19 protein-coding genes are annotated in these 21,146 nt (G+C 61.1%); 12 read left to right on the top strand and 7 right to left on the bottom strand.

Annotated elements, in window-relative coordinates:
* Window positions 1-209: 209 nt before the first annotated feature.
* The 3 genes from T3A99_RS23915 (at window position 210) to T3A99_RS23905 (ending at window position 5,312) form a co-directional block, all read left to right on the top strand.
* Window positions 210-1,568: a TolC family outer membrane protein gene (locus T3A99_RS23915; RefSeq protein ID WP_047227895.1), complete on the top strand. Its 1,359-nt coding sequence runs from the start codon at window positions 210-212 to the stop codon at window positions 1,566-1,568.
* 27 nt (window positions 1,569-1,595) lie between these two features.
* Entirely contained in the window at window positions 1,596-3,755 is a 2,160-nt protein-coding gene (locus T3A99_RS23910) for a type I secretion system permease/ATPase (protein ID WP_139050856.1), read from the top strand.
* 192 nt (window positions 3,756-3,947) lie between these two features.
* Entirely contained in the window at window positions 3,948-5,312 is a 1,365-nt protein-coding gene (locus T3A99_RS23905; RefSeq protein WP_047227896.1) for an HlyD family type I secretion periplasmic adaptor subunit, read from the top strand.
* Between the two features lie 151 nt (window positions 5,313-5,463).
* On the opposite strand, the gene T3A99_RS23900 is transcribed toward T3A99_RS23905, so the two are convergent.
* Both T3A99_RS23900 and T3A99_RS23895 read right to left on the bottom strand, forming a co-directional pair.
* On the bottom strand, window positions 5,464-6,060 hold the full coding sequence (locus tag T3A99_RS23900; protein ID WP_322834864.1) for a tRNA-uridine aminocarboxypropyltransferase: 597 nt from the start codon (window positions 6,058-6,060) through the stop codon (window positions 5,464-5,466).
* Window positions 6,061-6,069: 9 nt separating this feature from the next.
* On the bottom strand, window positions 6,070-6,963 hold the full coding sequence (locus T3A99_RS23895; protein WP_047227898.1) for a LysR family transcriptional regulator: 894 nt from the start codon (window positions 6,961-6,963) through the stop codon (window positions 6,070-6,072).
* 325 nt (window positions 6,964-7,288) lie between these two features.
* Between T3A99_RS23895 and speB the strand changes: the two genes are divergently transcribed.
* The 4 genes from speB (at window position 7,289) to T3A99_RS23875 (ending at window position 11,816) form a co-directional block, all read left to right on the top strand.
* Window positions 7,289-8,239: an agmatinase gene (gene speB / locus T3A99_RS23890; RefSeq protein WP_003198979.1), complete on the top strand. Its 951-nt coding sequence runs from the start codon at window positions 7,289-7,291 to the stop codon at window positions 8,237-8,239.
* Window positions 8,240-8,248: 9 nt separating this feature from the next.
* Window positions 8,249-8,674, top strand: coding sequence for a YybH family protein (locus T3A99_RS23885; RefSeq protein ID WP_322834863.1), 426 nt, complete (start codon window positions 8,249-8,251; stop codon window positions 8,672-8,674).
* A gap of 51 nt (window positions 8,675-8,725) precedes the next feature.
* On the top strand, window positions 8,726-10,270 hold the full coding sequence (locus T3A99_RS23880) for a purine-cytosine permease family protein (protein WP_240539602.1): 1,545 nt from the start codon (window positions 8,726-8,728) through the stop codon (window positions 10,268-10,270).
* A gap of 157 nt (window positions 10,271-10,427) precedes the next feature.
* The gene (locus T3A99_RS23875) at window positions 10,428-11,816 is read left to right on the top strand and encodes a sodium:solute symporter (RefSeq protein ID WP_076385892.1); all 1,389 of its coding nucleotides are present in this window, start codon (window positions 10,428-10,430) and stop codon (window positions 11,814-11,816) included.
* Window positions 11,817-12,086: 270 nt separating this feature from the next.
* Here the strand turns inward: T3A99_RS23875 and T3A99_RS23870 are convergent, their stop codons facing one another.
* Together T3A99_RS23870 and ptrR are read right to left on the bottom strand one after the other, a co-directional pair.
* Window positions 12,087-12,215 (bottom strand): PA1414 family protein, encoded by a 129-nt coding sequence (locus T3A99_RS23870; protein WP_256222727.1) that lies wholly within the window; start codon window positions 12,213-12,215, stop codon window positions 12,087-12,089.
* Window positions 12,216-12,355: 140 nt separating this feature from the next.
* The gene (gene ptrR / locus T3A99_RS23865) at window positions 12,356-13,249 is read right to left on the bottom strand and encodes a putrescine utilization regulator PtrR (protein WP_322834862.1); all 894 of its coding nucleotides are present in this window, start codon (window positions 13,247-13,249) and stop codon (window positions 12,356-12,358) included.
* Between the two features lie 103 nt (window positions 13,250-13,352).
* Between ptrR and T3A99_RS23860 the strand changes: the two genes are divergently transcribed.
* On the top strand, window positions 13,353-14,525 hold the full coding sequence (locus T3A99_RS23860; RefSeq protein ID WP_047227903.1) for an MFS transporter: 1,173 nt from the start codon (window positions 13,353-13,355) through the stop codon (window positions 14,523-14,525).
* On the opposite strand, the gene T3A99_RS23855 is transcribed toward T3A99_RS23860, so the two are convergent.
* Entirely contained in the window at window positions 14,526-15,971 is a 1,446-nt protein-coding gene (locus T3A99_RS23855) for an NCS1 family nucleobase:cation symporter-1 (protein ID WP_322834861.1), read from the bottom strand.
* A 440-nt stretch (window positions 15,972-16,411) separates the two neighbouring features.
* Window positions 16,412-17,248: a S1 RNA-binding domain-containing protein gene (locus T3A99_RS23850; protein ID WP_047227905.1), complete on the bottom strand. Its 837-nt coding sequence runs from the start codon at window positions 17,246-17,248 to the stop codon at window positions 16,412-16,414.
* Window positions 17,249-17,600: 352 nt separating this feature from the next.
* On the opposite strand from T3A99_RS23850, the gene T3A99_RS23845 reads away from it, so the two are divergent.
* From T3A99_RS23845 to T3A99_RS23835, 3 genes are all read left to right on the top strand, one after another.
* A complete protein-coding gene (locus T3A99_RS23845; protein WP_018607615.1) occupies window positions 17,601-17,789 on the top strand; it encodes a hypothetical protein in 189 nt (62 codons plus the stop codon).
* A 194-nt stretch (window positions 17,790-17,983) separates the two neighbouring features.
* On the top strand, window positions 17,984-18,700 hold the full coding sequence (locus T3A99_RS23840) for a TorF family putative porin (protein ID WP_107322105.1): 717 nt from the start codon (window positions 17,984-17,986) through the stop codon (window positions 18,698-18,700).
* Window positions 18,701-18,796: 96 nt separating this feature from the next.
* On the top strand, window positions 18,797-19,663 hold the full coding sequence (locus T3A99_RS23835; protein ID WP_076385902.1) for a DUF6279 family lipoprotein: 867 nt from the start codon (window positions 18,797-18,799) through the stop codon (window positions 19,661-19,663).
* A 136-nt stretch (window positions 19,664-19,799) separates the two neighbouring features.
* On the opposite strand, the gene T3A99_RS23830 is transcribed toward T3A99_RS23835, so the two are convergent.
* A complete protein-coding gene (locus tag T3A99_RS23830) occupies window positions 19,800-20,192 on the bottom strand; it encodes a hypothetical protein (RefSeq protein WP_047227908.1) in 393 nt (130 codons plus the stop codon).
* A gap of 187 nt (window positions 20,193-20,379) precedes the next feature.
* Between T3A99_RS23830 and T3A99_RS23825 the strand changes: the two genes are divergently transcribed.
* Window positions 20,380-21,111, top strand: coding sequence for a thioredoxin family protein (locus T3A99_RS23825; protein WP_322834860.1), 732 nt, complete (start codon window positions 20,380-20,382; stop codon window positions 21,109-21,111).
* The last annotated feature ends 35 nt before the right edge of the window (window positions 21,112-21,146 follow it).

Below are 21,146 nucleotides of genomic sequence, written 5' to 3'. Positions count from 1 at the left end.
CGCAGATTCAAAGGCTTTCGCTTTGAACAATGTGCCGCTTTTTTCCAAGCACATAAGTTTTTTTTGGCATAAGTCTTATGAGAAATTCTTCTTAGGTTTTGCGCAGGATGTTCTTAGCTGTGTTGTTACAAGCTTGAAACGGTTTTGATCTTAAATACGTCAATATTTTGGCGACAGCGAAGCACAACAGACCTTAGGAGATGCACCCCATGCGCGTTCTTTCCCCCCTCTGCAGCGCGGTTTTGCTGGCCATGGCCTGCTCTTCTTCAGCGCAGGCCATGTCGTTGACCGAAGCGATCCAGAGCACCATTGCTACTCACCCGGAACTGGCGCAACGGGTCGATAGCCGTCTGTCGGCCAATGAAGACGTCAAGGTCGCCAGAGGGGGGTTCTTCCCGTCGGTGGACTTGAATGCCGGCTACGGGCGCGGCTACAGCGACAACACCAACACCCGGGCGCTGGGCAATCACCACACCAATATCCTGACTTACACCCAGTCGGAGCTGCGCCTGCGGCAGATGCTGTTTGACGGGTTCAACACTGCCAATGAAGTGGAACGCACCAAAGGCGTGGTCAATTCCCGGGCCTACTACGCCCAAGGCACCGCCCAGGACCTGGCGCTGCGCACCATCGAGGTTTACCTGGAAGTGCTCAAGCGTCGCGAGCTGGTGACCCTGGCCAAGAACAACCTGCAAGCTCACCTGCGCGTCAACGACCAGATCGGCCTGCGCACCGAGCGTGGCGTGGGCAGTACGGCCGACTCCGATCAGTCCAATGCTCGCCGGGCCCTGGCGGAAAACAACTACGACACCGCCCAGGTCGACCTGGCCGACGCCGAGGCTAACTTCTACAGCGTGGTCGGACGCATGCCCGATGAGCTGGAAACACCGCCCTCGACCAAAGGCGAGATGCCCGCTGACCTGCGCGAAGCCCAGCAAAGCATGGTGGACAACAACCCGTACCTGAAATCGGCCCAGGCCGACGTACAGTCCGCCGAAAGCCAGTATGAAGTGGCCAAGTCGCCGTTCTATCCGCGGTTCGACGCCGAGGCGGCGGTGGGCGCCAATAACAACCTCGGCGGCGAAGAAGGCCACGACAACAACTGGCGGGTCGGCGTGGTGATGAACTACAACCTGTTCCGCGGCGGCAGCGACAAGGCGCGGTTGGCGTCCAATGCCCACCAGATCAACCAGGCCATGGACATCCGCAACAACGCCCTGCGCCAGCTCAACGAAGACACCCGCCTGGCCTGGAACGCGATGCTCAACGCCCGCAAGCAGACCCCCACCGCCCGGGAATATGCCGAAACCACTTCCCGTGTACGCGCCGCCTATCAGGATCAGTTCGGTCTCGGCCAGCGGACCCTGCTTGATGTGCTCGACAGCGAAAACGAGCTGTACAACGCCAACCGTCGCTACACCGAAGTGCGCTACACCGAGGAATACTCGATGTATCGGGTATTGGCGAACATGGGCCAGCTGTTGAGCAAACAGCGCGTGGTGCTGCCGGCCGACGCGGTCGCTCAAACAGAAGTCAAAAACGAAGCGCGGCTGCCAGAACTGAAGTAGCCCCCCAAAAAAATGGGAGCGATCAATGTGACCAGCATGGAACCCGCAACCCTCAGCACCGATCCGCGGCTGAATGTCGATGATCCCTTGCTTGACGGTCTGTTGATCCTCTGCAAACTCCATGGCGCGACAGTCAGCCGCGCCAGCCTTGGCGCCGGGCTTCCAATGGCGCACCAACGTCTGAGCCTGGACCTGCTGCCGCGCGCAGCGGCCCGGGCCAATCTGCAGGCGCGCTTGCTGCGCCGAGAGCTGGCCGATATTTCGCCACTCAACCTGCCGGTGATGCTGATTCTGGCCGGTGGTCGTTGCGCCGTGTTGCGGCGCTGGAGTGAGGACGGCCAGGCGCTGATCCTGCCCAGCGAAGCCGATGGCGGCGAGCAGTGGGTCAGCCGCGACGAACTGAGCGCCGTCTACAGCGGCCAGGCTTTGTTCGCCCGGCCGCGCCATGAACTCGAAGACCTGCGCGCGCCCTTGGTTCCACGGGTCGAGGCCTGGTTTCGTGACACCTTGAAACTGTCGCGCTGGCTGTACAGCGACGCGATCCTGGCAAGTTTGCTGATCAACCTGCTGGGGCTGATGGTGCCGCTGTTCGTCATGCAGACCTATGACCGCGTGGTGCCGAACCAGGCCACGTCGACGTTGTGGGTGCTGGCCGTGGGGCTGTTGATCGGCACGGGATTCGAACTGGTTTTGCGCGTGGTGCGCGCCCATCTGCTGGACACCGCCGGCAAGAAAACCGACGTGATCCTCTCCGCGACCCTGTTCGAACGCATCACCGGCATGGCGATGAAGGCCAAACCGGTGACCATCGGCGGGTTCGCCCAAAGCATCCATGACTTCCAGGGTCTGCGCGAATTCCTGACCGCTGTCACCCTCACCAGCCTGATCGACCTGCCCTTCGCCGTGCTGATGCTGGTGGTGATCGGGTTGCTGGGTGGCTGGCTGGTGGTGATTCCGGTGGTGGCTTTTCCGCTCACCATTATTTTCGCCATGATCATCCAGGCACGCCTGCGTGACACCGTGCAAAAAAGCCTGGCCCTGGGCGCCCAGCGCCAGGCATTGCTGATTGAAACCCTCGGCGGCCTGGAAACCCTCAAGGCTTGCAGCGCCGAAAGCGAGCGCCAGCATCAATGGGAAAGCACCCACGGCGCCCTCACCCGCCTGGACAGCCACGCCCGCAGCCTCTCGGCGCTGGCCACCAACGGCACGCTGTTTTTGCAACAACTGGCCGGCATGGCGACCATCGTCGCCGGGGTCTACAGCATCATCGCCGGTAACCTCAGCGTCGGCGCGCTGGTGGCGACCTACATGCTCGGCAGCCGGGTGCTGGCGCCGCTGGGGCAGATCGCCGGGCTGATCACCCGCTACCAGCAGGCACAACTGACCATGCGCAGCACCGATGCGCTGATGGCGCTGCCCCAGGAGCGCGATGCCAAACAACGGCCGCTGGATCGCACCCAATTGCAGGGCGCGCTGGACGTCAGCGGCGTGACCTTCCATTACAACGGCCAGAACGCCCCGGCGCTGGCGAATGTGAGTTTCAGCCTCAAGCCCGGCGAACGGGTCGGGATCATCGGTCGCAGTGGCTCGGGCAAGAGCACCCTGGCGCGCCTGGTGATGGGATTTTATGAGCCCCAGGAAGGCCAGTTGCTGCTTGATGGGCTCGACCTTCGGCAACTGGACGTGGCGGACCTGCGCCAGCAGATCGGCTATGTCGCCCATGACCTGCCGCTGCTGGCCGGCAGCCTGCGGGACAACCTCACCCTCGGCGCCCGCTACATCAGCGATGCACGCATGCTGGAAGTGGCGGAACTGACCGGCGTTACCGAACTGGCCCGCCAGCACCCCCAGGGCTTCGACCGCCCGGTGGGCGAGCGCGGGCAGTTGCTCTCCGGTGGGCAACGCCAGGCCGTGCTACTGGCCCGAGCCCTGTTGCTCGACCCGCCGATCCTGCTGCTGGACGAACCCACCAGCGCCATGGACAACAGCAGCGAAGACGTGTTGCGGCAAAAGCTCCATACCCATGTGCAGGGCAAGACGGTGCTGCTGGTGACCCACCGCACGTCGATGCTCAGCCTGGTGGATCGGCTGGTGGTGCTGGACAACGGCCGGATTGTGGCCGATGGGCCGAAGGAAGCGGTGATCGATGCACTGCGTAAAGGACGGGTGGGGTCTGCGGCGGTGTAACAGCCCACACAGTCCCTGTGGTGAGGGGATTTATCCCCGCTGGGCTGCCAAGCAGCCCCAAGAGCAATCAACTCAATCAGGCTGGCACACCGAGGTGTCTGGTTTTAGGGTTGCTTCGCAGCCCAGCGGGGATAAATCCCCTCGCCACAAAAGCCGCACCGACCTTAGCTCTTTTAACTGACGGGTATCCCCATGTCTGCTCAAACACCCGATTCAGCGGCCCGAAGCTACTTCGGCAGTTTCAGCAAAAGCGCCGAAAGCGAGTTCATGCCGGAAACCGCCGGTGCCGCGCTGCAGGATTCGCCCCGTCGCTCGCGGGTGACGGTATGGCTGGCGGCCGGACTGATCATCACCGCGTTGGTGTGGGCCAAACTGGCAGTCTTGCAGGAAGTCACCACCGGTGAAGGCAAGGCCATTCCTTCGAGCAAGATTCAGGTAATCCAGAACCTGGAGGGCGGCATCGTCACCGAGATTTTCGTGCGCGAAGGGCAGATGGTGAACAAGGGCGACACCCTGCTACGCCTGGACGACACACGGTTTCTGTCGAACAAGGGCGAAAGCGAGGCCGACCGTTATGCTCTGACCGCCCAGGTCGAACGCTTGTCGGCCGAAGCCGAAGGCCGACCTTTCGAACTGTCCGCTGAAGTCATCAGCAAGGCCCCGCAAGTGGCCGAGGACGAACGCTCGCTGTATGAACAACGACAGCGGCGCCTGGCCAGCGAACAGCGGACGCTGTCCGAACAACTGCGCCAGAAAACCCAGGAGCTGGCGGAGTTTCGCTCCAAGCAGGGCCAGTTCAGTTCCAGCCTGGCCTTGCTGCAAGAAGAGATGAACATGTCGGCACCACTGGTGCGCACCGGGGCGGTGTCGCCGGTGGAAATCCTGCGGCTCAAACGCAGCGCAGTGGAAATCCGTGGCTCACTCAACGCCACCACCCTGGCGATTCCTCGGGCCGAATCGGCGATCAACGAGATCAAGAGCAAGATCGACGAATCGGAACAGTCCTTTCGCTCCGAAGCGGCCAAGGAACTCAATGAGAAACGCACGGAGTTGTCAAAAATCACCGCTTCGAGCATTGCCATCGACGACCGCGTGACCCGCACCACCGTGGTCTCGCCGGTACATGGGGTGATCAAGCAGCTAAAGGTCAACACCATCGGCGGCGTAGTGCAGCCGGGCAGCGACATGGCAGAAATCGTGCCGCTGGAAGACAACCTACTGATCGAAGCCAAGGTCCGCCCCCAGGACGTGGCCTTCCTGCATCCGGGCCAGAAAGCCATGGTCAAGTTCAGTGCCTATGACTACACGATCTACGGCGGGATGAGCGCCAGGCTCGAACTGATCGGCGCCGACACCATCACCGATGACAAGGGCAACAGCTTCTACCTGATCCAGGTGCGCACAGATAAAAATCACTTGGGCGGCGATGCCAAACCGTTGTTGATCATTCCTGGGATGGTGGCGACGGTGGACATCATTACCGGGGAGAAAAGTGTCCTGGATTACCTGCTCAAGCCGGTGTTGAAGGCGCGGACTGAGGCGATGCGTGAGCGGTAGGCCTTGAGCTGAGACTTTGGTTGATTGTGCTGCCGCGATCGCGAGCAGGCTCGCTCCCACATTGGATCTGTGGTGTTAGCAGATTTTTGCATGCACTGGAGATCAACTGTGGGAGCGAGCCTGCTCGCGATGAGGCCAGCAAAGGCACCACTCATTTCTCGGCATGATTACGCCGAAAAACCTCCTCCCCCATCGCCGCAATCTGCCCCTCGATCAACGCTTCGAACGGCCTCAGCAACGGCTCAAAACGGGCCGGTGCCTCAAGGGTTTGCAGCGCCTGGACAACCGCCTCCACCGTCGACAATGCCCCTGGCCCTGGCGCCTTGCGCAAGCGGTATCGAGACACACTGCCCGCGGCCAGCGTCACCCTCGGCAGCGCCGCTAACAGAGGGTTGAGGTGCAGCAGCTTGCGCGCCTTGCGCCAGGTGCCGTCCGGGACGACCAGTAGCAGCGGATCCTCAGACGGAGCATAAGCATGCATGGGCTGCGCCTCTTCGCCGGGAAACAAAAGCCGCGCCTGATAACCCGGTTGATTGAGCAACCCAGGCAAATCCTCGAACACCTCGCCCACGATCAACTCGGCATTATTGAGCCCCAACGCCGCCAGCCGCGCGGTGTTCAGGGCATGGTTCACCTCGCTGGGATGCTGCAACAACAGCACCCGGGTGCGACTGTCGAGGCTGGGGATCAGCGGGCACAGGCAATGACTTTGCGGCCTGTGGCAGCGCGGACAATGAATTCTGGACATGACGGCACCTCAGGCCTGATTGAGCTGCGCCTTGAGCAGATCGCGAAAAGTCTGGATCAGCGGCTCACGGCTGCGGCCACGGCGTACGATCATCGAAAACGGTGCCTGATAACCAAAAGTGGCCGGCAACAACACGCGCAAATCGCCCTTGTCCACCCAGGCCTGGGCATAGTGTTCGGGCAAATAGCCGACGTAGGCGCCGGACAATACCAGGATCAACTGCGCTTCCATGCTCTCCACCGTCGCCGCGCTGTGCTTGAAGCCGTGGCGTGCCAGTTCGGCCTGGCTCCAGTAACCGCGCCCGACCATGCGCTGCTGGGTGATGAGTTGCTCGGGGATACGCCGCTCGTTGAACAGCGGGTGACGGTTGCTGCAATACAACCAGTGCTGCTCACGGTACAGCGGCATGTAGACCAGGCCGCTCATGCGCGTGGAAAACGCGCCGATGGCCAGGTCCAGGCGGTTGTCCTGCACGCCCAGTTGCAGTTCGTACGGGCTCATGACCGACAGGTGCAGGTGGACTGCCGGATGCTCCTGGCTGTAGGCGCCGATGGCTTCGGCGAACGGCAGGGCTTTGTCGCTGACGGTGGAATCGATCACCCCCAGGTTCAGCGTGCCGCGCAACTCGCCTTTCAGCGCGGCGGCGTATTGCTCGAACCCTTCAAGCTCGCCCAACAGACGCAGGGTCTCCTGGTGGAACAACTCGCCCTTGCTGGTCAGGCTGAACCCACCCCGCCCACGATGACACAACACCAGGCCCAGGGCCGATTCGAGCTGGCTCATGTAGGTGCTGATGGCCGACGTGGAAAGGTTGAGCTCATGCTGGGCATTGGCGAACCCCTGGTGCCGCACGACGCTGACGAAAATGCGCAACAGTTTCAGGTCGGGTAGAGCGTTGGCCATGGGGTCTCTCCATACAGGCGGGTCACTGCACACTTTGTGGCAAGGGGGTTTATCTGTGGGAGCAAGGCTTGCCCGCGATGAAGTCAACGCGGTTTCCCCCTTGGAACCGAGGCGCCTATGTCGCGAGCAAGCTTTGCTCCCACAGCTTTGCTTGCACAGCTTGCAAGCATGGTGTTGCCCCCAGAGATCAATCGCGAGTCTATCGCCCCATCCCGAATTAGTTTAGAAAAATCTGAACTAAGTATTTGCCCCCAGCGATTCTTCCACTCCCAGGCTTTTCGCAGAATCGGCCCCTGATAAATAAAACAACGATGAGGCCCTACCCGTGGACAAGATTCTTCACCAACCACTGGGCGGCAACGAAATGCCGCGCTTCGGCGGCATCGCCACCATGATGCGACTCCCCCATTTACAAACCGCTGCCGGCCTGGACGCTGCTTTCGTCGGCGTGCCGCTGGACATCGGCACCTCCCTGCGCGCCGGCACCCGTTTCGGGCCCCGCGAGATCCGCGCTGAATCGGTAATGATCCGTCCCTACAACATGGCCACCGGTGCCGCGCCGTTCGACTCGTTGTCGGTGGCCGATATCGGTGATGTGCCGATCAACACCTTCAACCTGCTGGACGCCGTGCGGATCATCGAAGAGTCGTACCACAAGATTCTGGAACACAACGTCATTCCCCTGACCCTGGGCGGCGATCACACCATCACCCTGCCGATCCTGCGGGCGATCCACAAGAAACACGGCAAGGTCGGCCTGGTGCACATCGACGCCCATGCCGATGTGAACGATCACATGTTCGGCGAGAAAATCGCCCACGGCACCACCTTCCGCCGCGCGGTGGAAGAAGGCTTGCTCGATTGCGACCGCGTGGTGCAGATCGGCCTGCGGGCCCAGGGCTACACCGCCGATGACTTCAACTGGAGCCGCAACCAGGGTTTCCGCGTAGTCCAGGCCGAAGAGTGCTGGCACAAATCCCTCGCCCCACTGATGGCCGAAGTCCGCGAGAAGGTCGGCGGCGGCCCGGTGTACCTGAGCTTCGATATCGACGGCATCGACCCGGCCTGGGCCCCTGGCACCGGCACCCCGGAAATCGGTGGCCTGACCACCATCCAGGCCATCGAAATCGTGCGTGGCTGCCAGGGCCTGGACCTGGTCGGTTGCGATCTGGTAGAAGTCTCGCCGCCTTACGACACCACCGGCAACACCTCGCTGCTGGGCGCCAACCTGCTGTACGAGATGCTCTGCGTACTGCCCGGTGTGGTCCATCGCTGAGGCGCGGTCATGAACGATCAGGCTCAAGTGTTCAAGGCCGCCGCTGAACTGGTGTCGGCCTTCGCCCGCAATGACCGTGACGCCTACTTCGGCGCCTTCACACCCGACGCGAGTTTCGTGTTCTACACCCTCGAACAACCTCTGCTGTCTCGCAATGCCTACCAGACGTTGTGGGACCGCTGGCGGTCCGAGGGTGGCTTCGAGGTGCTGTCGTGTACCTCGAGCAACGCCTTCGTCAGCCTGCAAGGGGACGTGGCGATTTTCATCCATGACGTGGCCACCGAGTTGCGCATGCAAGGGGAGCGACACTTTAGCCAGGAGCGCGAAACCATTCTGTTCCGCAAGCAGGAAGGACGCACACAAGAACAACAGGGCCTATGGCTGGCCTGCCATGAACATTTGTCCGCTATGCCGGAAGGGCTGCCACCCCCTTAGCCAAACAGACGACGCTCGCACACGATGGGCGCGCCTTTATGATCGGAGCAGATCATGCATAACAATAACGACAAAAGCCTTACGCAAATCGAAACCAACGGGGTCGAGCAGATCCCGGACCATGAACGAACCGCTGGCCCGACGGATCTGTTTCGACTGATCTTCGGCGGTGCCAACACCTTCGCCACCGCCGTGCTCGGCAGTTTCCCGGTGCTGTTCGGCCTCTCGTTCCAGGCCGGGGTCTGGGCGATTGTGCTGGGGGTGGTGCTCGGTTCGATCATCCTCGCGCCCATGGGCCTGTTCGGCCCGCTCAACGGCACCAACAACGCAGTGTCCTCCGGGGCGCATTTCGGCGTACACGGGCGGATCGTCGGCTCGTTCCTGTCGCTGCTGACGGCCATCGCGTTCTTCTCCCTGTCGGTGTGGAGTTCGGGAGATGCGTTGATCGGTGGCGCCAAGCGCTTGATCGGCGTACCGGAAACCGACTTGAGCCTGGGCCTGGCCTACGGCCTGTTCGCCTTGCTGGTATTGACGGTGTGCATCTACGGCTTTCGTTTCATGTTGTGGGTCAACCGCATCGCCGTGTGGGCCGCCAGCCTGCTGTTTCTGCTGGGCATCGCCGCCTTCGCGCCGGCCTTCGACAGCCAGTTCGCCGGCACCGTCGGCCTAGGCCAGCCGGGCTTCTGGGCGGCGTTCATCGGCGCGGCACTGGTCGCCATGAGCAACCCGATTTCCTTCGGCGCGTTCCTGGGTGACTGGTCGCGTTACATCCCGCGCAACACGCCCAAGCGACGCATCATGCTGGCGGTGATCGCCGCTCAACTGGCGACGCTGATCCCGTTCCTGTTCGGCCTCGCCACGGCCACCATCGTGGCGATCAAGGCACCGGACTACATCGCAGCCAATAACTATGTGGGCGGCCTGCTGGCGGTTTCGCCGGGCTGGTTCTTCCTGCCGGTGTGCCTGATCGCGGTGATCGGCGGCATGTCCACCGGCACCACGTCGCTGTATGGCACCGGACTGGACATGTCCAGCGTGTTCCCACGAGTTCTGTCGCGGGTCAAGGCAACACTGCTGATCGGCGTGCTGTCGATTGCCTTCATCTTCATCGGGCGCTTCGCCGCGAACCTGGTGCAGAGCGTATCGACCTTCGCCGTGCTGATCATCACCTGCACTACGCCATGGATGGTGATCATGATCATCGGCCTGCTGGTGCGCCGCGGCTTCTACTGCCCGGATGATCTGCAAGTGTTCACCCGTGGCGAAACCGGCGGGCGCTACTGGTTCAGCCACGGCTGGAACTGGCGCGGCCTGGGGGCCTGGATTCCCAGCGCGCTGGTGGGGCTGTGCTTCGTCAACCTGCCTGGGCAGTTCGTCGGACCGCTGGGCGAACTGGCCGGTGGCATCGACATCGGCCTGCCGGTGACCCTGGGCCTGGCCTCGGTGATTTACCTGGTGCTGCTTGGGTTGTTTCCCGAGCCGGCGGCGGTGTATGGGCCGGATGATCCGCGTAGCAAGGGTTCGGTCTCACCGAGCGCTGAACCTGTGGCGAGGGGATTTATCCCCGCTGGAGCGCGCAGCGCTCCCAAACCCTGACATATCAGTGTGCCTGACAGATTGAGTTGACTGCCATGGGGCGGCTGCGCAGCCCAACGGGGATAAATCCCCTCGCCACAACGGCAACGCTCGACTCCATCTGTCCATGGCGCCATCTCGACCTAACTATAAAAAAGACAATCGGAGACACGCCATCATGGCTTTGGATTTAATCGTCGTTCTCATCTATGCCACCGGCATGATTGCCCTGGGTTGGTACGGCATGCGCCGCGCCAAGACTCGTGACGACTACCTGGTCGCCGGGCGCAACCTCGGCCCGGGCTTTTACCTGGGCACCATGGCCGCCACCGTTCTGGGCGGCGCCTCCACCATCGGCACCGTGCGGCTGGGCTACGTCCATGGGATTTCCGGGTTCTGGCTGTGCGGCGCCATCGGCCTGGGTATCGTCGGCCTGAGTCTGTTCCTCGCCAAACCGTTGCTCAAACTCAAGATCTACACCGTGACCCAAGTGCTGGAGCGCCGCTACAACCCCGCCGCGCGCCACGCCAGTGCACTGATCATGCTGGTTTATGCGTTGATGATCGGCGCCACCTCGACCATCGCCATCGGCACGGTGATGCAGGTGTTGTTCGGCCTGCCGTTCTGGGTGTCGATCCTGGTGGGCGGCGGTGTCGTCGTGCTGTATTCCACCATCGGCGGCATGTGGTCGCTGACCCTCACCGACATCGTGCAATTCTTGATCATGACCGTCGGCCTGGTGTTCCTGCTGATGCCGATGTCCATCAGCGATGCGGGCGGCTGGGACGCGATGGTGGCGGCCTTGCCGGCCAGCTACTTCGATTTCACCGCGATTGGCTGGGACACCATCCTCACCTACTTCCTGATCTACTTCTTCGGCATCTTCATTGGCCAGGACATCTGGCAGCGGGTGTTCACCGCCCGTAGCGAAGGCGTGGCGAAAGTGGCCGGTACCGCCGCAGGCCTGTACTGCGTGCTGTATGGCCTGGCCGGGGCCTTGATCGGCATGGCGGCCAAGGTATTGCTGCCGGACCTGGAAAACGTCAACAACGCCTTTGCCAGCGTCGTCCAGACCAGCCTGCCCAACGGCATTCGCGGGTTGGTGATCGCCGCCGCCCTGGCGGCCTTGATGTCCACCGCCGCGGCCGGCCTGCTGGCAGCCTCCACCACTGTGGTCCAGGACCTGCTGCCGCGTCTGCGCCAGGGTCGTGAAAGCGGCAATGGCGACGTTCATGAAAACCGCATCGCGACCCTGCTGCTGGGCGTGGTGGTGTTGGGCATCGCCCTGGTGGTGAGCGATGTGATCAGTGCCCTGACCCTGGCCTACAACCTGTTGGTGGGCGGCATGCTGATTCCGCTGATCGGCGCCATCTACTGGAAACGCGCAACCACGGCCGGCGCGATCACCAGCATGTCGCTGGGCTTTTTGACCGCGCTGTTCTTCATGATCAAGGACGGCCTGGACGCCAATACGCCGATCTACTACAGCCTGAGCGTGGCGCTGGTGAGTTTCGTGGTGGTGAGTCTGTTGTCACCACGGTCGAAAATGATGGCCAAGGCGGTCTGAAAGCAGTTTTTCTTCGACGGTGTGGCGTCGGTGGCCACACCCTTTTTTTTGCCCTTGTATCGCTCAGTTCCAGACGATGAAAACCCTGTGGGAGCGAGCCTGCTCGCGATAGCGGTGTATCAGCCAATATCAATGGTGGCTGATCCGCCGCTATCGCGAGCAGGCTCGCTCCCACAGAGATTTTCCTTCAAAAACAAAAAAGATCGCAGTCTCAGGCTGTTTCAACTGAAACAGCCTGAGACTGCGATCTCTCCGATATTCGCGGTGTCTTTACCGACGGCGCGGCTGGCGGCGGCGCTGCTCGTCATCGGTGCGGATAGGGATCGGTTGCATGGGCGGCTCGATCAGGCCGAGCGCGACACCCAAGTCGTGAAGCCAGTTCTGGATTTTCTCTTTCATCGTGGTGCCCCCTTCAGGGTGGTACGAGCGGCAAAATTCTGTGGCCCCTTCGCACTGATAATAGTCCGAAGTCCTACGCAATGCTCGTCACACATTGCAATGATCTGTTACTGAATCCATCAAAATCCAACGCTAGGCGCTCAAGCTGATCGTTCCACCATCAGCGGCGCCCGCGGCCAGGCCTGTTGCTGCAGTTCAATCCAGGCGGTGAGATTGGCCCCCACCATCCCTTTGCGCCACATCAGCCAAGTCGTGGCATTGGCAAACGGCTCGGCCAACGGATGCATCCTCACACGCTCGCGGCCCGGCAGGCTGGCGAGCATCGACTCGGACATCAGCGCCACCCCGGAGCCGGCAATCACACAGGCCAGCATCCCCTGATAAGACTCAATCTCCATCGCCCGGCCCATGGCCGCATGGTCATGGGCAAACCAGGCTTCCAGACGCATGCGGTAGGAACAGCCCTGGCGAAAGGTGAATACCGAGCGGCCCTGCACATCCAACGCACTGCGCACTGGCGGGTGATCGGCCTCGGTGATCAGCACCAGCCGCTCGTCGCACAACGGCACCCCGTCCAACCCCGCCAGCTCCAGCGGGCCGTCCACCAGCGCCGCGTCAAGGCGCCCGGTGAGCAAGCCTTCGAGCAGTTCACCGCTGGGCGCCGACTGCACCTGCAAATTCACCGCCGGGTACGTGCGGTGATAACCGGCCAGCAGGTCCGGCAAATGAATCGCCGCCGTGCTGTACATCGTACCCAACACAAAATCCCCGGCCGGTTGCCCGCCCTGCACGGCAGCATGGGCTTCGTCGTGCAGAGCAAAAAGCTTGATCGCATAGTCCAGCAGGACTTTTCCCGCCGGCGATAGCTGCAAACGCTGACGCTCGCGCAGGAAAAGATCCACGCCCAGTTGCTCCTCAAGCTGCTTGAGCCGGGTCGAGAGGTTCGACGGCACCCGATGCAACCGCTCGGCAGCGCGGGTAATGGAGCCTTCCTCGGCCACGGCCTGGAAAATCCGCAATTGGCTGAACTTCACGACATTCTCCAAAAATGAACAAGTTACTCACTATTATTCATTTTTAATGAAAGTCAATCAGTCCTAGCCTGACGGTCATTCGCCTCAACGCTGGAGACCCGCCATGTCACCTCTGATTCGCCTGCTCGGCAGTTTCATCGCCCTGATGATGGCCATGGGCATTGGTCGCTTCGCCTTAACGCCGCAGTTACCTCATTTAATCGGCGAAGGTCAGATCGACTTGACCGCCGCCGGTCTGATTGCCGCGGCCAACTACCTGGGTTACTTCCTCGGCGCGCTGGACGCCATGTTCGCCCGCCGTCCGGAACAGTTGCGGCGGCGTTTGATCGGGGGCCTGTGGCTGTGCGTGCTGCTGACCCTGGCTTCGTTCTGGGCCTGGGGCTTCTGGCCACACTTGGCACTGCGCTTTGGTACCGGAGTGGCAAGCGCCTGGGTGTTGGTGATGATCACCGCCCTGAGCCAACCCTTGGCTGCGGCGGCGGGACGGCCACGGCTCGGCGCCCTGGTGTTTGCCGGCCCAGGGTTGGGGATTTTTCTGACCGGTTTGCTCGCCTTGGGCTCGAACCTGCTCGGCCAGACCTCCGCGACCCTGTGGCTTGTGTATGCCGGCGTGGCATTGGCGATGCTGCTGGTGATTCTGCCGATTCTGCCGCAACCCGCCGCAGCCGCGACCGCTACAGCGCCCGTCAGCGCCTCGCCGAACCGTGGCATCGCTCGACTTGGCGTGGTGTATGCCCTGTACGGCTTGGGCTACATCATTCCCGCCACCTTCCTGTCGCAGATGGCCTCGGCGCAGTTCCACGGGCAATGGCAAGCAGACCTGTTCTGGCCCTGCTTCGGTCTGGCCGCCGCCACTGGCGTGTTGCTGGTCAGCTTGCGTCGTCCCAACCCGAACACCACCGGTCGCTGGCTGATCGGTACACTCTGGCTGCAAGCCGCCGGAGTATTCGCCTGCCTGCTGGGCAGCGGGCCGGGGCTGGCGCTGGGCGTAATCCTGTGTGGAGCACCATTCCTGGCCTGCATGCAACTGGTAATGCTGCGTTCCCGGGAACTGGCACCCCACGCCACCCAGCGCAACGCGGGCCTGTTGACCGCCTGCTTTGCCTTGGGCCAGCTCAGCGGGCCATTGCTGGCGGCGTCGAGCAGCCACTTCAGCGGTGGCTTGCAACCGGCGCTGATCATTGCCGGCAGTGGCCTGCTGCTGGCCGGCGGGCTGTTACTGCGGCCCGCCAGCGGGGGTACGGTGAGCCCTTGCGCCCAGACCGCCCTGCGTTAATCAGGCCTGGCCGAGCGATGGGCTCAGGTGCACGGTCGAGTCACGCCGTGCCAAGGCGAAATACAACACCCCGCCCAGGAAGCAACCGGTGAACCAGGCGAAATTGGCCATCGGTTGCAACATCGGCGTGAAGGTAATCGCCACGCCCATCAACGTCGCCGGCACCAGCGCCTTGACCGCCGTCCAGTTGATGCCGCCGCTGTAGTAATAGCGCCCGCTGGGCCCGTCATTGAACAGCGCATCGACGTCGATCTGCTGCTTTTTGATCAGGTAGTAATCCACCAACAGAATCCCGAACAGCGGACCGATGAACGCTGCCAGCACGTCCAGGGTGTAGTGAATCACTTCGGGGTTGTTGAACAGGTTCCACGGCGTGATGAATATCGATGCAATCGCGGCAATCATGCCGCCGGCACGCCAGCTGATCTTGCTGGGGGCGACGTTGGCGAAGTCGAACGCCGGGGATACAAAATTGGCGACAATATTGATGCCGATGGTGGCAGTCACAAAGGCAAAGGCGCCCAGCAACACCGCCACGTCGTTGTCGATACGCGCCACGGTGGCGATCGGGTCATGGAGCATTTCGCCGAACACCGGCAACGTCCCGGAAACAATCACCACGGTCACCAGGGAGAACGCCAGGAAATTCACCGGCAGCCCCCAGAAATTGCCACGGCGCACGTCAGACATGCTCCGGCAGTAGCGACTGAAATCACCAAAATTGAGGGTCGGGCCGGAGAAGTACGACACCACCAACGCCGTCGCGACGATCACCTGACCGAACGCTTGCCAGCCGGACAAGGACTTCTCCGCCAGAGTGAAATTGATGTTGCTCCAGCCGGCTTTCCATACGATCCAACCCGCCAACAGGAACATTACGGCGTACACCACCGGTCCGGCCCAGTCGATAAAGCGACGGATCGACTCCATACCGGCCCAGAACACCAGCGCCTGGACGAACCACAAGCTGAGGAAACCGAACCAGCCCAAGTAGGACAATCCGGCAAATTGCGGCGAGGCATAGACTTCCATGGAAGGAAAAAACCGCAGCACCACAATGATCAGCGCGCTGGAAGCCAGGTACGTCTGAATGCCGTACCACGCCACTGCGATCAAGCCGCGGATCACCGCAGGAATATTCGCGCCGAAGACCCCAAACGCCAGGCGACAGATCACCGGATACGGCACCGCCGCTTGCTGGCTCGGTTTGGCAACCAGATTGGCGATCAACTGCACGAGGCAGATGCCGCAGAGCAACGCAATCAACACCTGCCAACTCGCCAGCCCCAACGCGAACAGGCTGGCAGCGAACACATAACCGCCGACGCTGTGCACATCACTCATCCAAAACGCGAAAATGTTGTACCAGTTCCATTTCTGCGGCAGCGGGCCCAGGTCTTCGTTATAGAGACGAGGGCTGTAGCCGTTGGGCAGTTGCTCGGACATTGCGAGGCTCCTTTTGAGGACCGCCGTGCCCCCGTATCAACCTGCTCACCATACTGCGCACGGGAGCCGGCATGGTTTGTATACGGGTTGCTACGCAGAATGCGTGCCAGATGTGGGGAGTATGAGACAAACTGCGGTGTGTGGCGGGGACTAAAGCCGGGCAGGAGCAGGCACGCGCCCACGAACAGGGCGCGGGCGCATGCTAAAGGTGCAGGGTTTTGTATACAGCGAAGATCAATCCGTGGGAGCAAGGCTTGCCCGCGATGAAGGCAATGCGGTCTTTCAGAGTCTTGATCGTTCCCACGCTCCTGCGTGGGAATGTCGCCAGGGACGCTCCGCGTTCCGCGTCTGGAAGGTGACGCAGAGCGTCACGGGATGCATTCCCACGCAGAGCGTGGGAATGATCAAACACACCGAGGTGGCATGTTCGAAGCGGGCCGTCAGCTCAACTCAATCCGATCAGCATGAATGACAATTTGCCCATTCTTGTAGAGCGCACCAATGGCTTTCTTGAAGTTGCCCTTGCTGACACCAAACAGGCTGCTGATCAGCACCGGGTCGCTCTTGTCGCTGACCGGCAGCGTGCCGTTGTTTTCGCGCAACTTGGCGAGGATCTTGGCATTGAGGCTGGTCGCCGCTTCCTGACCCACCGGTTGCAAACTCAAGCTGATCTTGCCGTCCGGGCGGATTTCCTTGATGAAACCTTTTTCCTGCTTGCCGGCGCGCATGAACTTGAAGATTTCGTTCTTGTGAATCAGGCCCCAGTGCTTGTTATTGATGATCGCCTTGAAGCCCATGTCGGTGGCTTCGGCGACCAGCAAATCGACTTCCTGCCCCGGCGTGTAGTTGGCCGGGGTCTTGTCCAGATAACGGTCCAGGCGCGCCGTGGCGGTGATGCGGCGGGTGTGCTTGTCGAGGTAGACGTGCACCACGCAATATTCGCCGGCGGTCATCTGGCGCTTTTCTTCGGAATACGGCAGCAGCAAGTCCTTGGGCAGGCCCCAGTCCAGGAATACACCGATGCTGTTGACTTCAACCACTTTCAGGCTGGCAAACTCTCCGACCTGAACCTTGGGTTTTTCCGTGGTAGCGATCAGTTTGTCGTCGCTGTCCAGATAAATAAAAACATTGAGCCAGTCTTCATCTTCGCTGGGAATATCCTTGGGGATATAACGATTGGGCAGCAGAATTTCGCCGTCCGCACCGCCGTCCAGATATAAACCGAAGTGAGTGTGTTTAACCACTTGCAAACTGTTGTAGCGCCCGACTAAAGCCATTTCCAATACCCTCATTGCGTGGGCGGCATTCTACCCGGTTTTGCGGCGTGATTCGTGGCCTCTGGCGCGGGCGGCCGGAAGGGCCTTGTGCAGCCGTTGATTTCCCTGGGTTTTCCTCGCGTATGCGGCCATTCGTCAGGCGGACAACGGCCCTCCAGGCCGTTTCGGCCAGCCGTTTTTAAGTTATACAGTCCAGAGGGTTGCTATTTAAAACAGTGGCTTAGGGCAATAATGACGGCATACACCACGCCTTATTCCAGCACCCGGCGTGATAATTGAGGGAGTATATTTGCCAAGCAATTGTCAAGTATTTCCTGTACGATACCTGGCCCAATTAATTATTTACAGGTTAATGGCCGTCATGCGCGTAAAAGCATCCAACAGCAAAGCAAAGCCCGCTCCAGCCGTGGAAACCAGCGAGTCTATCAACGACCAGATCGCTGCATTCCTCAAGTCCGGCGGTGAAATCCAGCAAATTGCCAAGGGCGTCAGCGGCCAGACATTCGGCCCGTCCAAGCAGATCAGCCTGGGCAAAAAGTAACCCGCGCGTCACCTGGTCCCAAAGCGCTTTGAGCTTCGAAGCGCTTGGACTGGAACCTCCCCGCTTACCCTCATCCTGCAAGAATCGACGAACGGCCTTCGCTGCCGAGCTTTCGCCGGTATGCTTGCACCTCTCTAGCTCAAGTGTTTCAGCTTGATGACCGATCCTGCTCCTCGCTATCCATGGAGTGAAGCATGCGCATTCCCATTGTCTCCCTGACGCTCAGCCTGCTGGCCTGCCCTCTCGCCCATGGGCAGGTGTTTCAGGGCGAGCTCGGCGACTTCGACCTCAAACTCGGCACCACGCCCAGCCGCAGCATGGCCCAGGGCCTGGTCACGCCGTCAAGCACCGGCTCGTTTCATGGCGGCCTGGACCTGAGCCACGACAGCGGCTGGTACGTGGGCCAGTGGTCGCCCAGCGTTGGCCTGAGCCCATCGAGCAATCTTGAAGTCGATTCCTACATGGGCTTCAAACAGCCCTTCGACCAGACCCTGGGTTACGAAATCGGCCTGATCCACTACAGCTACCCCACCCTCGACACGCTCGACAGCCAGGAATTCTTCGGTGGCCTGACCGTACTGGGCAGCCGTTTCGGCGCGGCCTTCAGCAACGACCCGGATAAACAGAACAGCACCTTGTTTGCCGACCTGGGCGGCAACGTGCCGTTTGGCATTGGCGTCAGCGCCAAATACACCACCCACCAGTACAACTCACCGGTGTCGGTGGAGGACGGTTATGTAGGCAGTTTCAGTGACTGGTCGTTGAAAATTTCCCGCCCCTGGAGAGGCATCGACCTGGACCTGATCTACAGCGACTCCAGCCTGAGCGGCAGCCGTTGCTCGGCGTACTCCGGCCACAACAGCGAATGCGACGGCCTGCTGACCCTCAAGATGGCCCACCCTTTTTACTAAGCGTTACTTATTCGATCGGCTGAACTGCCGCGCACCTGCCATGCTCAAACAAGACAGTTACGCCTTCGCAACCCATGCCTTCGCAAGGACTCGCTCATGTCGCGCTGGTTCACCCGCATCGCCCTGCTCATGGCCCTGCTGCTCACCGTCACCGCCTGCAGCCGCGTGGGCCTGGCCTACCGCAACCTCGACCTGATCATCCCCTGGACGCTCAACGACTATCTGGACATCAATGGCGAGCAAAAGGACTGGTTCAACGACCGTCTCAATGAACACTTGAACTGGCATTGCACCACACAACTGCCCGGCTACCTTGACTGGCTGGACCGCTTGAAGAACATGGTGCAAACCAACCAGGTGACCGACCAGGCCCTGCAACAGCGTACCCGGGAAGCCAAGGCCGCCATCGCCGAAACCGCCCGGGAAATCACCCCGTCGGCCATCGAGTTATTGCAGGGGTTGAACGACGATCAGGTCGCGGACATGGACGCCGCGTTCGTCAAAGACCAACGCAAACGCCAGCAGCAATACCTCAAGCCGACGTTGCAGCAGCAAATCCAGGAGCGCAGCGAACGCATGGAGAAACGCCTGAACGACTGGCTCGGCCCGCTAAGCGAAACCCAGCGCCAACGCGTGCAGGCCTGGTCCCGAGCCTTGGGCGATCAAAACCAGCAATGGATCGCCAACCGCGCGCACTGGCAAAACCAGTTCAGCGAAGCTGTGGCCCAACGCCACAGCCCCGATTTCCCCAAGCGCATCGAGCAACTGCTGGTCGACCGCGAAAGCCTCTGGACCCCCGCCTACCGCCAGGCCTTCGACAAAACCGAAGCCCAGGCCCGCAGCCTGCTGGTGGACGTGATGGCCGACAGCACCCCGACGCAGCGCGAACATTTGCTGAGGAAAATCGACCGGGTGAAAAAGGATTTCAGTGATTTGAAGTGCCTGAAGGCAGCACGCTCATAAAACCACTGAGATGCATGTGGGAGATCGAATGTGGGAGCGAGCTTGCTCGCGATAGCGGCAGAACAGGCAACACACCTGTTGATGTCAGACCGCTATCGCGAGCAAGCTCGCTCCCACAGGGCTCAGTGCAGGCCTGTCAGGCAATCTGCGCCTTCGAAGCCACCTCATCAAAAGTAAACTCATCCAGCGCATCATCCTGCTCATCCAGCACCTGGCGCGGATGATCATTGCCCGGGATGCTGCTGTCGATCAGGCTCAACAACCGCGAGCCACGGGGCGTCAGCACAAAGTTCTCGCCGTTACCGCCCTCTTCCTCCGGCCGAGGCTCGATATAGTTACGCTCCAACAGCAGCTTTTCGTACTCCCCGGCGACCGCTTTCAGATGATCGAGGTTCTCGATCGGCTCGCCTGCGGCTGCCTTCTCTGCCGCGTACTGCTCCGCATAAGGCCGAGGGGTAAAGCTGTGGCCGGCGCCGTTTTGCACTTCGTGCAACAACCGTTCGATCAAGTCCCAGTTATAAGTCGTCATCCTGGTCCATCCTCCAAAGAGTGAGATGCCTACTTAAAGTGTGACCCAGGCGCTGCGCTGCCGTTCAGCCGGGCTTACCGGTGGGCTATGGCCCAAGCCGACCAACGGCCTGTCGAATTCCCCCCGGGCCAAACGACCACTGACAGAAGTGCCGAATCAGCGGCTCTGCCACGCAGGAGAATTCACCATGAACGTAGAAAATCATGCCGTCGTCTCGCGGGAAGAATGGCTCGCCGCCCGTCGCCAGCACCTGATCCACGAAAAAGCCTTCACCCGCGAACGCGACAAACTCAGCGCAGAACGCCGCGCCCTGCCCTGGGTAAAAATCGACAAACCCTACCGTTTCCAGGGCCCCAACGGCGAACTGACCCTGGCCGACCTGTTCGGCGGCCGCAGCCAACTGATCATCTACCACTTCATGTTCGGCCCCGGCTGGACAGAAGGCTGTGATGGCTGCTCATTTCTGTCCGACCACATCGACGGCGCCAACCAACACCTGGCCCACCATGACGTCGCCGTGGTCGCCGTCTCCCGCGCGCCGTTCGCCGAGTTCCAGCCGTTCAAACGTCGCATGGGCTGGGCCTTCGACTGGGTCTCGTCAGAAGGCTGCGACTTCAACTACGACTTCGGCGTCAGCTTCAAACCCGAAGACACCGCCGCCGGAAAAGCCACCTACAACTACGAAAAATCCGACACCACCGAAGGCGAACTCCCAGGCCTGAGCGTCTTCTATCGCAACGAAGCCGGCGACATCTTCCACACCTACTCCACCTACGCCCGCGGCCTCGACATCCTGGTCGGCACCTACAACTACCTCGATCTCACGCCCAAGGGCCGCAACGAAGACGAAATCATGGACTGGGTGCGGCATCACGATAAATACGAAGAGGCCAAGCCCCATAGCTGCTGCCATGGCTGATGCGCCAACCCGCGCAAGTCGAGCGCGAACCCTGT

Origin of the sequence: Pseudomonas sp. N-137, assembly GCF_034555295.1 — a bacterium.
Classification (GTDB): Bacteria; Pseudomonadota; Gammaproteobacteria; order Pseudomonadales; family Pseudomonadaceae; genus Aquipseudomonas; species Aquipseudomonas rhizophila.
The sequence above is the reverse complement of the archived record's forward strand: the minus strand, read 5'-3'. Positions and strand labels throughout refer to the sequence as shown.

What these genes read in the sequence shown, in the direction of transcription:
- T3A99_RS23875 (WP_076385892.1), top strand. Translation starts at nt 10,428, where the DNA reads ATGGCTTTGGATTTAATCGTCGTTCTCATCTATGCCACCGGCATGATT.
- T3A99_RS23905 (WP_047227896.1), top strand. Translation starts at nt 3,948, where the DNA reads ATGTCTGCTCAAACACCCGATTCAGCGGCCCGAAGCTACTTCGGCAGT.
- T3A99_RS23830 (WP_047227908.1), bottom strand. Translation starts at nt 20,192, where the DNA reads ATGACGACTTATAACTGGGACTTGATCGAACGGTTGTTGCACGAAGTG.
- T3A99_RS23840 (WP_107322105.1), top strand. Translation starts at nt 17,984, where the DNA reads ATGCGCATTCCCATTGTCTCCCTGACGCTCAGCCTGCTGGCCTGCCCT.
- T3A99_RS23900 (WP_322834864.1), bottom strand. Translation starts at nt 6,060, where the DNA reads ATGTCCAGAATTCATTGTCCGCGCTGCCACAGGCCGCAAAGTCATTGC.
- T3A99_RS23870 (WP_256222727.1), bottom strand. Translation starts at nt 12,215, where the DNA reads ATGAAAGAGAAAATCCAGAACTGGCTTCACGACTTGGGTGTCGCGCTC.
- T3A99_RS23825 (WP_322834860.1), top strand. Translation starts at nt 20,380, where the DNA reads ATGAACGTAGAAAATCATGCCGTCGTCTCGCGGGAAGAATGGCTCGCC.
- T3A99_RS23895 (WP_047227898.1), bottom strand. Translation starts at nt 6,963, where the DNA reads ATGGCCAACGCTCTACCCGACCTGAAACTGTTGCGCATTTTCGTCAGC.
- T3A99_RS23855 (WP_322834861.1), bottom strand. Translation starts at nt 15,971, where the DNA reads ATGTCCGAGCAACTGCCCAACGGCTACAGCCCTCGTCTCTATAACGAA.
- T3A99_RS23845 (WP_018607615.1), top strand. Translation starts at nt 17,601, where the DNA reads ATGGCCGTCATGCGCGTAAAAGCATCCAACAGCAAAGCAAAGCCCGCT.
- T3A99_RS23835 (WP_076385902.1), top strand. Translation starts at nt 18,797, where the DNA reads ATGTCGCGCTGGTTCACCCGCATCGCCCTGCTCATGGCCCTGCTGCTC.
- T3A99_RS23860 (WP_047227903.1), top strand. Translation starts at nt 13,353, where the DNA reads ATGTCACCTCTGATTCGCCTGCTCGGCAGTTTCATCGCCCTGATGATG.
- T3A99_RS23885 (WP_322834863.1), top strand. Translation starts at nt 8,249, where the DNA reads ATGAACGATCAGGCTCAAGTGTTCAAGGCCGCCGCTGAACTGGTGTCG.
- T3A99_RS23850 (WP_047227905.1), bottom strand. Translation starts at nt 17,248, where the DNA reads ATGGCTTTAGTCGGGCGCTACAACAGTTTGCAAGTGGTTAAACACACT.
- T3A99_RS23915 (WP_047227895.1), top strand. Translation starts at nt 210, where the DNA reads ATGCGCGTTCTTTCCCCCCTCTGCAGCGCGGTTTTGCTGGCCATGGCC.